Genomic DNA, 14,957 nt, shown 5'->3' on the forward strand with positions numbered 1-14,957 from the left:
TAATAATAGAGAAATAAAAGAAGGGGGAGGAAATGAATAATCTGTTGAATTTTAAATCGTTTCTAAAGTTCTTGTCGAAGAATAAAGCCTATACGGCGATAGATGTCTTCGGATTGTCGGTTTCTTTGATGTTTGTAATCCTGATTGCGGTGTACACGGTACAGGAATTGTCGATCGACAACTTTCAGGAGAACAGGGAGCGGATCTATGTAATCGCCCATGAGAGCGGGGATGCGGTTGCCATCCCGATTGCTTACCGGTTGCAGGAGCGTTATCCGGAGATCGAGAGAGTTTGCCCTGTTGTCTTTAATAATATATCGGATTTGCAGGTTTTCTATGGAGACCGGAAACTGAAGGCAGAGGCTTGTTGTGCCGACTCCTCCTTTTTCAGCTTCTTTTCTTTCCGGCTGTTGGCCGGGAATAGCAAGCAGGTGTTGAATGACCAGTACGATGCTGTCCTCTCCGAGACTTTTGCCCGGAAAATGTTCGGATCGGAAGATCCGGTAGGGAAGAGCTTGCGGATCAGTGATTCGACTTCTGTGATTGTCACAGGTGTGATGGCCGATATACGCCGCTCGATCGTTCCCTATAAAGATATGGTGATTCGTTTGGAGCGTGCTCAGGAATTTAACGGCAGCCTGTCGATGACGAACGACGGAAACGCCGGATCGACAACCGGTTTCCTGATGATGCATGAAGGGGCGGACCTGCGTTTGCGGACAGATGACATTCTGGAGTATTTTAAGGAGTATTTCTGGCCCTATAAACTCGGCGTTTGGAAAGAGGTACGGATTATCCCGATGAAAGATATTTATTTCTCAGAGAAGCCCGGGTATTCGTCTCTCGAACATGGTGATAAGCTGTTTATCCTCGTCTTGATGTCTGTCGGCATCCTGATCCTGATTTTCGCTGTCTTTAACTATATCAACCTGACGGTAGCGCAGGCGGGGCAGCGGGCGAAGGAGATGGCTACGCGTCGCTTGTTAGGATCATCGCGTATGGAATTGTTCCTCCGGCTGATGATGGAGTCGACACTGATGACGCTCTTTTCATTCCTTTTCGGACTGTTGCTGGCAATGGCGGCAGTACCTTTTGCCAACAGTTTGTTAGATACGCGCATCGTCTTGTCGGATGCCTTTACGCCGGCCTATATCGGGGCGGCTGTGGTGCTGATCCTGCTGATCGGTGTCCTTTCGGGGTTGCTTCCGGCATTGTTGATTTCGGCATCGAAGCCGATCGACGTCGTACGCGGTACGTTCCGCAGGCGGACGAAGATGGTGTTTAGCAAGTGTTTCATCACGATCCAGAATATTATTACGATTGCAATCTTAGCGGCCGCACTTGTTATGGGACTCCAGATCAATCATATGATTGAGGCGCCGCTTGGCTATAACACGGCGAATATTCTGGCTGCGGATAACACGTGCCGTTCGGACAACGAGCGGGCGGCTGTATTGGACGGATTGCGCCAGTTGCCTTGTGTCAAGTCGGTCGGTATGTCGGAGGGAACGCCTTTCAACGGGGGAAATAACCTGACGGGTAAATACGAGGGCAAGTCGCTTAGCTTCCAGCAGTTGGTGGTCGACAGCGCGGCGTTCAATATGTTCGGATTGCAGATCAAGCAGGACAACCATGTCGCTTCGTCCGATAACTGGAGTTGGTATCTGACCGAAAGGGCTTTCAGGGATATGGAACTTCCGGAGGATGCCAAGGTATTCCATCTGAATGAGAATGCTGTTCCGATCTTAGGGGTGTTGAAGGATTTCCATCTGCACTCGGTCATTGACGAGAGTTCGCCTCTGATGCTCCGCTTCCGCGACTTCAACAAGCCTAATTCCTGGCCCTGGAATATATTGGTAGAGGTTCAGGGAAATCCTTATACGGCCTATCGGGAGGTGAGCGAGGTGTTCGAGCAGGTTACCAAGATCGATTTTGAAGGAAAATATATCGACCAGCAGATACAGGAGCGGTTCGAATCGCAGATTCGTATGGTCAAGATCGTAGTAATCTTCGCCTGTGTCGCAATCTTGATTTCATTACTGGGGTTGTTGGCGATGTCGACCTATTTTATCCAGCAGCGTTCGCAGGAGATCGCTATTCGTAAGGTGTTCGGTTCGGACGACCGGTCGATCCTGATTCGCCTGGTTGGTACGTTTCTGATGTATGTCGTGATTGCTTTTGTGATTGCTACGCCGGTGAGCTGGTATTTTATGAAGCAGTGGCTGTCGGACTACTCGTACCGCATCTCACTCAGTCCGCTGATCTTTATTGCAGCGGGGTTGTTCTGCCTGGTTATCTCTTTCTTCTCCGTTTTCTTCCAGAGCTGGCGTGCGGCAAATGCGAATCCGGTGGAGAGTGTGAAGGATAATTGATATAGATAGAAGGAAGCAAACGTCTGTAGGGGATAATTCCCGATATGCGACGTTTGCTTCCCGATTGTCGTCTTGTTATTTCTTTAATGCCTCCAACAATTTGTCGACAGCTTCGGCAGGTGTCGGTTCACTCTTTAATAATTGGATGAATTTGCTGCCGATAATGGCACCGGATGAGTTTGCTGCGGCTGCATCGAAGGTAGCTTTGTTCGAAATACCGAAACCGACGAGGCGCGGGTTTTGCAAGCCCATTCCGTTGATACGGCGGAAATAGGCCTGCTTCTGTTCGTTGAAGCTCTGTTGTGCTCCGGTGGTTGCAGCACTCGATACCATATAGATGAAACCATCGGTATGTTCGTCGATCAGACGGATGCGTTCTTCGGAAGTTTCCGGGGTGATCAGCATGATCATTTTTAGTTCATAACGTTCTGCGATGGCTTTGTAGTCCGCCATATAATCTGCGAAAGGCAGATCGGGGATAATCATCCCGTCTACGCCGGTTTCCACACATTTCCGGCAAAATGCTTCGAAACCGAATTGCATGATCGGATTCAGATAACCCATCAGGATGATCGGAATATGTACATCCCTGCGGATATCTTTTAGCTGGTCGAACAGGAGGCGCAGCGACATCCCGTTACGAAGTGCCTGCGTGGCAGCCTCCTGGATGACCGGGCCATCGGCCATAGGGTCTGAGAAGGGAATGCCCACTTCGACCATGTCTATTCCTTTTGCCTGTAACTCTTTTAATATCTTCGTCGTGTCGTCCAGTGCAGGATAACCGGCCGTGAAGTAGACGGAAAGGATTCCGTCCTTTTTTGTGTTGAATAAGTTTGTGATACGGTTCATATCTTTATGCTTGTTTAATATCATGGATAAATCGTTTTAATTTTTCTACGTCCTTCAGCCCCGGTTCGATCTCGAATCCGCTGTTTAGGTCGATTCCGGCCAGGCGGGGATGATGAAAACGGCGGATTGCCTCGGCGCTTTCCGGACGGAGTCCGCCGCTCAGCAGAAAAGGCGTTTCTCCTGTATAGGCTTCGAGGACAGACCAGTCGAACTGTTTGCCGGAACCGCCATAGTTGTCGCATTTGGTATCGAAGAGGAAGTAATCGACACGCCCTTCGTAGGCAGAAGTCCGTTCCAAATCGTCCGCCGTAGCAACGGAGAACGCCTTGATCAGCGAATAGCCACGCTTTTGGAGGGCATGGCAGTCCTCCGGAGTCTCGTTCCCATGCAATTGCAGATAATCGAGCCGGAAAAGTGCCGCTGTTTCTGTCAACTCTTCAAAAGAAGCATTGACAAAAACACCGACCTTTTTTAATTGACAATTGACAATTGACAATTGACAATTAGAATACCGCTTGTCGCAATTGTCCATTGTCCATTGTCCATTGTCCATTATTTTTCGCGGGCTTCCCGCGAAAAATATCAGTCCCATCCAGTCAATCCCCAGCCCTTCGACCTCCCGGATGTTTTCCGGATTGCGCATACCGCATACTTTGATGATCATGACAGCCCTCCTATGAATTGGGCGAGGGTTTCGCCCGGTTGTTCTGTCTTCATAAACGTTTCGCCGATCAGGAAGCCCCGGAATCCGGCTTTGCGAAGACTTGCGACGGTGTCTGTCGCTGAAATGCCGCTTTCCGATACCAGCAGAGGTGAGAGGTTTTTCTCCCGCGTAACCGTCTGCATCGCTTCTGCCAGACGGAAAGAGTTTTCGACATCGGTATGGAAAGTCCCGAGGTTGCGGTTGTTGACTCCTAACATATCGACAGAGGGGTTAAGGTGTTCTAATTCCGTTTCGCTGTGTATCTCGAGCAGTACCTCCATATTGAGAGTATGGGCCAGTTCCGCAAACGCAAGGCATTGTTCCGGGCTGAGACAGGCGGCGATCAGCAGGACAGCGTCGGCACCCATCACACGTGCCTGGTACAGCTGGTATTCATCGATGATGAAGTCTTTCCTAAGCAAAGGCAGGTTTACCAGGTTGCGAGCCTTACAAAGGTCACCAAGCGAACCTCCGAAGAAGTTCGAATCGGTCAGGACGGAGCAGGCCGAGGCGCCTCCCTTTTCGTAGGCGGGCAGCACACCGGCAACAGCGGCGTCGGGATGCAACCAGCCTTTGGAGGGGCTTTTGCGCTTAAACTCGGCAATAATACCGGACGGCGAAGCGGCAAGGGCTGCCCGCATGGAACGGGTAGGACGTTCAAGGCGTTCGCCGCCCAGTCCCAACAGGGTTTGCAGCTTGACGGCCTGTTTTTGCCGCTCCACTTCGATACGCTTATTAGCTACGATATCTTGTAATATATCTTTCATAATTATTTATTCAATTCGATAAACCTGTTGAACACATCCAACGCCTTGCCGCTCTCCAGCGATTCCCTTGCTTCGGAAATGCATTCTGCGATTCTCTTCTCCGGGCAGATCACCTGGATGGCGAAGGCCGAGTTGGCGATCACGCAGTTGGTTTGTGCCGGAGTTGCCCGGTTGTTCAGGACGTCATCGAAGATACGGGCGGCATCGGCAACTGTTTCCCCGCCGTCCAGTTCGGCTTCTGTGGCACGTTGGAAACCTAACATCTCCGGTGTGTAGAGCTTCTCTTTTTCCGGCATGGCGACCTTGAACTCCGATGTCAGCGAGATTTCATCGTATCCGTCGAGGCTGTGTACCACCGCGAAACGTGTTCCGCTTTCCTGATAGGTGTAGCTGTAGAGCCTCAGTAACGGCAAGTTGTACACCCCAAGTAACTGGTAGGCCGGCATCACCGGATTGACTAACGGACCGAGCATATTGAAGAAGCTGCGTACACCGAGGCTTTTCCTGACAGGGGCAACCGCCTTCAAGGCCGGATTGAACAGCGGCGCATGGAGGTAGGCGATGTGGCAGGCCTCCATCGAGCGACGCAACCGGTCGACGTCGTTGGTGAACTTTACGCCATGCTGTTCCATCACATTACTGGCGCCGCTGACCGAAGTCGCCCCGTAGTTTCCGTGCTTCACGACATTGTATCCGGCACCGGCGACGACAAAGCAGGAGGTCGTACTGATGTTGAACGTATTCTTCCCGTCGCCCCCTGTACCGACGATATCGATCGGCTTGAACTCCGACAAGTCGACCGGGACGCGCATCTCGAGCAGGGCTTCGCGGAAACCCGTCAGTTCCTCCACCGAAATGTTACGCATCAGGTAGACCGTTATCAGGCTGGCAATCTGGGAGTCGTTATATTTGCCTTCCGCCATATTCTGAAGGATCGTCCGCGCCTCGTCCCGTCCCAGATACTGGTGCTCGAACAATCTGTATAATATATCTTTCATCTTTTATAGTCTAACTTTTAATTTTCAATTCTCAATTTTCAATTCCCAGGACCCAGTTCCGGATAATCGTCTTCCCCTTCGGCGTCAGCACCGATTCCGGGTGGAACTGGATGCCGCAGACATCGTATTCGCGGTGGCGGAGCGCCATGATCTGCCCTTCCTCCATATCTTCCGCCGTAATCTCCAAGCAGTCGGGGAAGTTCTCTTTGGAGACAGCCCACGAATGGTAGCGTCCGGCACGGAAACCGGGCTCCAGTCCGGCAAACAGCGGATCTTTCGCCTTGATACGGATGTCGGAACAAACCCCGTGGTGCACATCCGTCAGGTTGATAAGTGTCGCTCCGAAGGCTTGGCCGATGGCTTGCTCTCCGAGACATACTCCCAATATACTCTTGGTCGGCGCGTAGCGGCGGATAAGTGGCAGAAGGATGCCTGCCTCCTCCGGGATGCCGGGGCCGGGCGACAGGAGGATCTTGTCGAAACGGTCTACTTCGTCCAGTGTTATTTTATCGTTGCGATGTACTTCTACATCTGCTCCCAATTCCTTTAATATATGTAACAGGTTGTAGGTAAAGGAATCATAATTATCAAATAGTAATACTTTCATCTTTCAATTAATTAATTTCGTTGCCAGATCGATCGCCTTCTTCAAGGCGCCCAGTTTGTTGTTCACTTCTTGCAGTTCCCTCTCGTCGTTGCTCTTGGCGACAATGCCGGCTCCGGCCTGGTAGTAGAGAACGTTGCCGCGGCTGACGAATGTACGGATCGTGATCGCCTGGTTCAGATCTCCGTCGAAGCCGATAAAGCCGATGCAGCCGCCGTAGGCTCCGCGGTTGTGCTTTTCTATCTCCGTGATGAGCTGCATGGCGCGTACCTTCGGCGCTCCGCTCAGCGTGCCGGCGGGGAAGGTGTCGATATAGGTCTTTACCGGGTTACTGTCTCGGTCGATCTCCCCGCTGACGCGTGAGACTAAGTGAATCACATGGCTGTAGTACTGCACTTCTTTGTAGAAGTCCACCTGTACGTTATGTGCGTTACGCGACAGGTCGTTGCGTGCCAGGTCGACCAGCATGACGTGCTCGGCGTTCTCTTTCGGGTCGGCCAGGAGAGCCTCGGTGCGCTGTTTGTCTAATGCGACGTCGCCGGTGCGGAAAGCAGTCCCCGCGATCGGGTCGATGCTGGCGTGCCCGTCTGCTACTTTGCAGTGTGTTTCGGGCGAGGAACCGAAGATGCGGAAGCCTCCGAAGTCGAAATAAAAGAGGTAAGGGGAAGGATTCACGCTGCGGAGCGCCCGGTAAACCTTGAAGTCGTCACCCTTGAATGGCTGTTCGAAACGGCGGCTCAGGACAATCTGAAAGACGTCTCCCCGGAGGCAGTGGCGGATTCCCTCGCGGACCATAGCCTTGTATTCCTCTCCCGTGATGGGCGATGTTTCAGGACCGGCAGCCTGGAAGTTATAGGAAGCGTAGTTGCGGTTTTCGATCAGTGTCTCGATCTCCTGCAGGTTGGAGTTTTCGCCCGGTTGCAGCAGCTCGACAAGCGTCAGTTCGTTTTTGAAGTGGTTGAACACGAGGATATACTTATATAGTATGTATAGCATATCGGGCGCGTCGTTCTCTTCGTGGTGTGCTTCGAGCACCGGGATGTTCTCGAAGTAGCGGACCGCGTCGAAAGCCGTGTATCCGAACAGTCCGCATACTTTCCTGTCCTGTCCTTTGATCGAGAAGCGGGCGAGGAAGGCGTTCATGGCGTCTGCCACATTGAACTGTTCCGTTAGCGGTGTGACCTCGCTTTTTCCGTCGGGGAAGGTTGCCGTGCATTCTCCATTATTGATACCGATACTTGCCAGCGGGCAGAGGGCGATGTATGAAAGGCTGTTTTCATTTCCGTGGAAGTCGGAGCTTTCCAGCAGGGCCGATTCCGGATAGATGTCTCGCACCTTCAGATAGATGCTGACGGGCGTGTGAAGGTCGCCGAGAACTTTTTTGCTTATTGTCTTGAATGTATAATTCATATATCCAGTTACTTTTTGTTCTTATAGTTGATGTATGTTTCCATATCCTTGTCCCCACGTCCCGAAACGGTCAGTACGACGACATCTTCCGGTTTGAAGTTGACCTTCGAGAGTGCTCCCAGCGCATGTGCGCTTTCCAACGCCGGGATGATGCCTTCGATGCTTGTCAGTTCGAATGCTGCCTCTAAGGCTTCGTCGTCGTTGACGGCAAGGATCGTTGCGCGGTGTGTCTCCGACAGGTTTGCGTGGATCGGTCCGATACCCGGATAATCCAGCCCGGCGGAGATGGAATAAGGTTCTTCGATCTGTCCGTCTTCGCTCTGCATCACCAGCGTGCGGGCACCGTGTATGATTCCCTTTTTACCCAGTTGGATCGTGGCGGCACTCTGTCCGGTCGTGATTCCTAAGCCGCCGGCTTCGGCGAGGACGATCTTTACCCGTTCGTCGTCGATAAAATGGTAGATTGTTCCGGCAGCGTTGCTTCCCCCGCCGACACAAGCGATCAGGTAATCGGGATAGTCGCGTCCTTCCTGCTCCAGCAATTGCTTTTTGATCTCTTCGCTGATCACGGATTGCAGGCGTGCCACCATATCCGGATAAGGATGCGGTCCGACGGTGGAACCGATGATGTAATACGTGTCGGAAGGGTGGCAGCACCAGTCGCGGATCGCCTCGTTGGTCGCGTCTTTCAGTGTCATATTGCCCGAAGTGACAGGTACAACCGTTGCCCCGAGCATTTCCATCTTCTGCACGTTGGCGTGCTGGCGTTCCACATCCGTCTTGCCCATGTAAACGATACATTCCATGTTCATCAGCGCACAAACAGTAGCCGTCGCAACGCCGTGCTGTCCGGCTCCGGTCTCGGCGATGATACGTGTTTTTCCCATCCGGCGTGCCAGCAGGATCTGCCCGATCGTGTTATTGATCTTATGGGCGCCGGTATGGTTCAGATCTTCCCGTTTCAGGTAAATCTTGCAGCCGTACTTCTCACTTAGCCGTTTGGCCAGATAAAGAGGAGAGGGGCGGCCTACATAATTGCGGAGCAACAGGTTGAACTCTTGCTTGAAGCTGTCGCTTTCCAGCACTTCCAGATACTTCTTTTGCAGGTCTTCCACACATTGGTGAAGTATTTCGGGGATATATGCCCCGCCGAACTCACCATAATAACCATTTTCATCAACTTGATACGTCTTCATTGTTCTTCTATACTTATTATTTTTCTATTCTTGATTTCTTTATTGCCTTAAACTAAAAAAGGCCTGCCGCAAGTGCGACAGACCTTTTATTATATCTCGGTAGTATATACATGAGGACTGGTTCCTTACGACCTTGTGAGTTGTACGGAGTGCCACCACCAATATGTATTTACTAAAATAGTTCTCATTTCTTTTTTTGTTATTACGGCAGCAAATATAGATATTCTCTGACAAACTGCAAATGATTTAGTGGATTTTTTGAAAAAATATTGTGATATATATGATTCTTGCTTTGTATGGAAAGCATATTTATCACGGAATATGCTTTCCATAGAGTGCAAAGCGGGTTTAAAAAAGCAGATTGCACTATAAAAGTGCAGAAAAGTGGCGATTCCTGCACTTTTATAGTGCAATTTTTTCCAGACAATGGAAGTAGACATTCCGCAGTATGCCAATATGAATACATCTACAGGACGAAAACTGAAGCAATTATTGGTGGTGGTGGCACGGAGTGTTCCTTTTAAGCCTGTCATGCAGAAACTGGCTGATTTTTTGATCGGAGATAAGACCTTTGAAGTGGGAGGAAAAGGAAAGGGGCAAAAACAAATAGCCGATGCGAAGGATTTATCGTGAAAGATAATATTGAAGCAGGATATGGTAATACGATTCCTCTTTGGAGTTTTGGACTGAATTATTAGTCTGGATTGAAAAACTATTAACATTCTTTTAGCCAAACCCAATAGTGAGTATCCTCGCTTTCCCTGTCTTTATCTTTGAAATCAATCATAAAAAGGGAAAGCATGGCAGCTGAACACGATCATATTGATAAGACACTGGATAAGCTTGTCGCCTCGACACGCTCGCCACGGGGGCGTTATTCCGCTTCGGAGAGCTGGAAGGTGTTGGAAAAACGTATTTCTCCTCCGGCAAGGAAGTTCAGGTTTTATCGGTTGGCGGGGGCTGTTGCGGCTTCGGTGCTTCTTTGCCTGGGCGGTTGGTTCGGGTACGATCATCTGCGGCCGGTGTCTATGCAGACCGCTTCGGCTGGTGCGGGAATATCGGTCGTAACGCTGCCGGACCGGACGAAAGTGACATTGAACCGCTATTCATCTTTGACCTATCCCGACCGCTTTAAAGGGGAAAAGAGGGAAGTCCGATTGCAAGGCGAAGCCTATTTTGAAGTGGAGAAAGACGCCGGGCGTCCGTTTATAGTAAAGGCGGAACCTGTTGATGTGCAGGTGTTGGGGACGCATTTCAATGTGGAAGCCTATCCCGGGGATGCAGATGTGAAAACGACTTTGCTGGAAGGTTCCGTTGCCGTCAGTGTGCCGGAAACAGGGAGCAGGATTGTGTTGTCGCCGGGAGAAAGTGCGGTCTATAACCGAGAAAGCCGGACATTGCAGGAGATAGAACCGGAAGAAAATGATATCACGGTCGACTGGCGCGATGGCCATTTCCGGTTCGATTACCTTCCTTTGCAGGAGATTGTGCGGGAGCTTTCGAATGCCTTTCAAGTAAAAATCAGGATTACAGATGAAGCAATAAAGAATTTCCGTATCAGGGCTCATTTTACGGAAGGCGAAAGTCTGGACCAGATGCTCGATCTGCTTCAGTCCGCCGGTAATTTCAGCTATACAAAAACAAACGATACGATCTTGATCCGTTCTAAACTTAACTAAGTTATGCATTATTACCTATATTGTCTCCGCCGGTTTACCCGGTTTATTCTTCTATTATGGATAGTCTTCCGGATCGCGCCGCTTGCCGCACAGGACAAGGCGGCGCGTCTGGACTTCCATATCCGGCAAGCGACGCTGGAAACCTTTGTCAGCCAATTGGAAAAAGCCACTGGTTTTTCTTTTATCTATGGCGAAAAGATACAACTGAAACAGCCTGTCACGCTCGATCTCCGGCAGCAAACAGTCGGGGAAATCCTGCAGAAAGCATTCGAGCACGAGCCGGTCACCTTTAAAATATCCGGTACTCATATTCTGCTCCACGAACGTCCGGAATCCCGGAAATATACGATCAGCGGATATGTGACCGATGCCGTGTCGTCCGAAACATTAATCGGGGCTAATATCCTGGAATCCCGCCGGCGTGTGGGAACGACCACCAATCCGTTCGGATATTACAGCATCACCCTGCCGGAAGGGGAAACGGAACTTTTCTTTTCTTATTTAGGATATGAGACGAGGCATGAACACTTCTTTCTCGGAAGTGATACATTGATGAATGTACGGCTGGCAACAAACAACCAGTTGGCAGAAGTGGTCGTCTTGTCCGACAAGAAAGAGACGGGTATTCATGCTACGGCCATGAGCGCACTGGAAATCCCGATGACGCAGATCCGGAATACGCCTGCAATCTTAGGAGAAGCCGATATTCTGAAAACAATCCAGCTGATGCCCGGCGTACAGGCAGGGACGGAAGGTTTCAGCGGACTTTATGTGCGTGGAGGCGGGCCGGACCAGAACTTGATTCTGTTGGATGGCATTCCGATCTATAATGCCGACCATATGCTGGGTGTTTTCTCTATCTTTACGCCCGAAGCCATGAAAAAGGTAACGCTTTTCAAAGGCTCTTTCCCGGCGCGTTACGGCGGACGCCTGTCTTCTATCGTGGATATCCGGACGAACGACGGCGATATGCAGAATTATCACGGAACGGTCAGTGTCGGACTGCTGACCAGCAAACTGCATCTGGAAGGACCGATCATAAAAGACAAAACCTCGTTCTGCCTGACCGGACGGCGCACTTATCTCGACCTGGTGGCAAGGCCTTTCCTGCCGGATGATAAGAAGTACAATTACTATTTCTATGATATCAATGCCAAGGTGAACCATAAATTCTCCGACCGCAGCCGCCTGTTCCTTAGTTTCTATAAAGGGAAAGATCATTACGACTACAAGCAAGACAAGGAATACGACGGCTACGACGGTGCCCCGCGCATGTATTTCTACAACAGCCGGATCGATTTCAACTGGGGAAATACGATTGCTGCCGGACGTTGGAATTATGTGTTTAATAATAAACTGTTCAGCAATACCACTGTAGCCTACAACCATTACCAGATGGTGATGGCCGACAGCTACCGGAAAGAGATTACCGGCGCGGACGAAGACGGCAACGTGACGTCAGACTATAATGAGTCGTATGTCTATAACTCCGATTACCGTTCAGGCATACACGATTGGAGTTTCCAGACGGATTTCGATTACACGCCGGCCCCCAACCACCATATCAAGTTCGGAGGCTCTTACCTTTTTCATACGTTCCGTCCCGAAATCACGACTTCCCGTGTGCGGGAGAATGAAAACGGACAGGCGGCACAGGATACGGTCTACAACGACTCGTCGAACAGTTTCCTGCACGGCCATGAATGTGCGCTTTATGCCGAAGACAATATCGACATCGCCGACCGTCTGAGCCTGAACGCCGGCGTTCATCTTTCACTGTTCTATACGGAGGGAAAAGGTTATCTTTCGGCGCAGCCCCGCTTCTCGGCCCGTTATCGTTTTGAACATGGTTTTGCGGCAAAGGCCTCTTTTACGCAGATGGAACAATATGTGCATTTGCTGTCATCTTCGCCTATTGCCCTGCCGACCGACCTGTGGGTGCCTGTCACCAAGAATATCCGTCCCATGCGCTCTTACCAGTATGCCGCCGGCGGATATTATACCGGTCTGAAAGGTTGGGAGTTCTCGCTCGAAGGTTATTATAAGGATATGCACAACGTATTGGAATACCAGGATGGCGCCTCCTTTTTCGGGACATCCGGCGGATGGCAGGAAAAGGTCGAGATGGGACGCGGCCGCTCTTTCGGACTGGAAATACTGGCACAGAAAACCATCGGCAAAACGACCGGGTGGCTGGGATACACGATCGCTAAAAGTGACCGCCTGTTCAAGGACGGGACGGTCAACAACGGTGAGCGCTTTCCGTATAAATACGACCGCCGCCACAATATCAATTTCTGTCTGAACCATGCGTTCAGCAAGAAGACTGATGTCGGCATCACTTGGATCTTCAATACCGGCGGGACGGCTACGGTAGCCGAAAAGCAGACCGGGACGGAGTGGGGCAATTTGATCGATTACATTTCCCATCGCAACAATTACCGCCTTCCCGTCAGCCACAGGCTGAACCTGAGCATCAATTTTCATAAGAAACTACACCGGGGTACGCAAACCTGGAACATCTCGATCTATAATGCCTATAATGCCATGACCCCGAATCTTGTCTATAAGGAAGAGGAATATATCGGACAACAGCATATCGGGCCGGACGGAAATCCCGAGACAATCTGGAAGCGGAAAACGAGGTTGATTAAGCAAACTTTGTTACCTTGCGTTCCTTCGGTTACCTATACATTCAGATTTTGAGTAAAGAATATATTATGGGAAAATATCTATCTATATTATTCATTGTACTGTCGGCTTTATTCTCCGCCTGTGAGAACGAGCTACCCTATCAGGAACGGCCGCAAGAACCGCAACTGTTGATGAACGCCTTTCTGGAAGTCGGAAAAGAAGAAAATGAAGTTAAATTGTTTATGATAAAACCCAATATAGATGCGACTACATCTGTCACGAATGGTTCTGTCATTGTATATGTCAACGGTGAAAAGACGGAAACGGTCGAAGTAGACCCCTATTCGAATTGGGGTCTTTGTACGCTGAAAAGCCAGTTCCGCCCGGGTGACCGTGTGCGTCTCGAAGCGACAGCCGAAGACGGGGAATATCAGGCTAATGCCGAAGTGGAGTTCCCTCTGCCGATCGAAGAAATGATCCGGGTAGATACTTTGCATACGCAACTTAAAGGTTTGTACGGCATGCAGGATTGTATGCGATACCGGATTGCCATTCACGACCGCCCGGGGGAGAAGAATTATTATCGCCTGATTATCCAGGAGAATACCTATCGGACTTCTTTGGAAGATGGAGTGACGTATGGTCCGTCTGTTTCCGAACCGGGCATTATCAACCAGGAAGATATCGTACTCACCGACGGTCATCTTACGACAGCGGATGACGATGAGTTCGGCATTCTCGACATGACGATACGGAATGTCCGGAATATATTTACCGATAGCCGCTTTACGAATGGTCCCTACACATTAAATGTTTATACCTCTTATCCTTATTTTCATGATTGGGGCAGTGAAGACTATAAAAAGCATATCCGGTTTGATGTTGTTGTCCGTCTCCAAAGCATAACCGAAGCGCAGTATCGCTATATGCGTGCCATGAACTGCCTGGACTCGGATGATTATAACGAGACGTTCATGGAGCCTGTCATCGTTCCCCAAAATGTTTCGGGCGGCCTGGGCTTTGTCGGAGCCTCTTCCGAACAACAGGTGACATTACGGATGCTCGACCGTCCGCCTTTATGGTAAAATAGCATTTGTAATAACATATTTCTTTCTATTTTCAGGCTGTTTCATCTTGGCATATATAACAAACAGACCTCGTAGGGGCGGTTCGCGAACCGCCCTTCGTGTCAACAAATATATCCTGTCGCTATCCGGGCAGTTCGCGAACTGCCCTTACGAAGCCTGCTCTTTTGATTCAAATATTCTTATATTTGGACCTTCTGCGAATTGAGAAATATACAATAACCCCCTGTTTCGACTGTTTTTCTATTTCGTCCGAAATCCTGATCGATTTTGGATTGACTCTTTTCACGGTTTTGCTCTCTCCGGCTGACATTAGCTGAAACGAGGTGCACAGACTATTCTAAAAAGCGTACAATTTGATTATCGAGAACCGGAAATACCGTCAAAGTGAAAAACCTTAACTCCCGGAGAATCGATTATTGGCGAACAAAGGCGGACAGCGTTCCAAATATCCCAAGGAAATTTTAGGGGCTTGTTGCTGTGAGGTGCGCAGAAAATAGCCTTGAAGTAACGCTTCATCGTTCTGAAGGTTGACTTCGTGCTATATGAAGTCCGACTTCAGAGCAACAAAGTTCCGGATTAGAGCGATAAAGTCCCTCTTCATGGCGATAAGGTGCCTGATCATAGAAAAAAGCTCCTTTTTGACAGTTGAAAAGTGGG

At 50.0% G+C, this 14,957-nt stretch carries 11 protein-coding genes and 1 pseudogene; 5 read left to right on the forward strand and 7 right to left on the reverse strand.

Translation table 11 applies throughout. From position 1 onward, the window contains the following. The first annotated feature begins 32 nt into the window (after positions 1–32). A complete protein-coding gene (locus DWW90_RS02570) occupies positions 33–2,372 on the forward strand; it encodes an ABC transporter permease (RefSeq protein WP_122343888.1) in 2,340 nt (779 codons plus the stop codon). Between the two features lie 75 nt (positions 2,373–2,447). Here DWW90_RS02570 and trpA read toward each other — a convergent pair whose 3' ends face one another. The 7 genes from trpA to trpB are packed head-to-tail and all read right to left on the reverse strand — an operon-like array spanning position 2,448 to position 8,899. Next, positions 2,448–3,221 (reverse strand): tryptophan synthase subunit alpha, encoded by a 774-nt coding sequence (trpA, locus tag DWW90_RS02575; protein ID WP_122344013.1) that lies wholly within the window; start codon positions 3,219–3,221, stop codon positions 2,448–2,450. Between the two features lie 4 nt (positions 3,222–3,225). Beyond that, entirely contained in the window at positions 3,226–3,885 is a 660-nt protein-coding gene (locus tag DWW90_RS02580) for a phosphoribosylanthranilate isomerase (protein WP_122343889.1), read from the reverse strand. Continuing rightward, positions 3,882–4,691, reverse strand: coding sequence for an indole-3-glycerol phosphate synthase TrpC (gene trpC, locus DWW90_RS02585; protein WP_122343890.1), 810 nt, complete (start codon positions 4,689–4,691; stop codon positions 3,882–3,884). The genes DWW90_RS02580 and trpC overlap by 4 nt, the downstream gene beginning before the upstream one ends. A 2-nt stretch (positions 4,692–4,693) precedes the next feature. Then, positions 4,694–5,689 (reverse strand): anthranilate phosphoribosyltransferase, encoded by a 996-nt coding sequence (gene trpD / locus DWW90_RS02590; protein ID WP_122331260.1) that lies wholly within the window; start codon positions 5,687–5,689, stop codon positions 4,694–4,696. A 31-nt stretch (positions 5,690–5,720) separates the two neighbouring features. Next, complete coding sequence (locus DWW90_RS02595) at positions 5,721–6,296, reverse strand: aminodeoxychorismate/anthranilate synthase component II (protein ID WP_122343891.1); 576 nt, start codon at positions 6,294–6,296, stop codon at positions 5,721–5,723. A gap of 3 nt (positions 6,297–6,299) precedes the next feature. Then, a complete protein-coding gene (locus DWW90_RS02600) occupies positions 6,300–7,703 on the reverse strand; it encodes an anthranilate synthase component I family protein (RefSeq protein ID WP_122331259.1) in 1,404 nt (467 codons plus the stop codon). An 8-nt stretch (positions 7,704–7,711) separates the two neighbouring features. Further along, complete coding sequence (trpB, locus tag DWW90_RS02605; protein WP_122343892.1) at positions 7,712–8,899, reverse strand: tryptophan synthase subunit beta; 1,188 nt, start codon at positions 8,897–8,899, stop codon at positions 7,712–7,714. A gap of 420 nt (positions 8,900–9,319) precedes the next feature. Between trpB and DWW90_RS02615 the strand changes: the two are divergent. From DWW90_RS02615 to DWW90_RS02630, 4 genes and pseudogenes are all read left to right on the forward strand, one after another. Then, positions 9,320–9,597, forward strand: a pseudogene (locus DWW90_RS02615) (hypothetical protein); the annotation flags it as partial. 102 nt (positions 9,598–9,699) lie between these two features. Further along, the gene (locus DWW90_RS02620; RefSeq protein WP_122343893.1) at positions 9,700–10,578 is read left to right on the forward strand and encodes a FecR family protein; all 879 of its coding nucleotides are present in this window, start codon (positions 9,700–9,702) and stop codon (positions 10,576–10,578) included. Positions 10,579–10,581: 3 nt separating this feature from the next. Then, positions 10,582–13,284: a TonB-dependent receptor gene (locus DWW90_RS02625; protein ID WP_122343894.1), complete on the forward strand. Its 2,703-nt coding sequence runs from the start codon at positions 10,582–10,584 to the stop codon at positions 13,282–13,284. Between the two features lie 14 nt (positions 13,285–13,298). Then, the gene (locus DWW90_RS02630; RefSeq protein ID WP_122344015.1) at positions 13,299–14,297 is read left to right on the forward strand and encodes a DUF4249 domain-containing protein; all 999 of its coding nucleotides are present in this window, start codon (positions 13,299–13,301) and stop codon (positions 14,295–14,297) included. The last annotated feature ends 660 nt before the right edge of the window (positions 14,298–14,957 follow it).

It is taken from the genome of Parabacteroides sp. AF17-28, assembly GCF_003479205.1.
In the GTDB taxonomy this organism is placed as follows: domain Bacteria; phylum Bacteroidota; class Bacteroidia; order Bacteroidales; family Tannerellaceae; genus Parabacteroides; species Parabacteroides acidifaciens.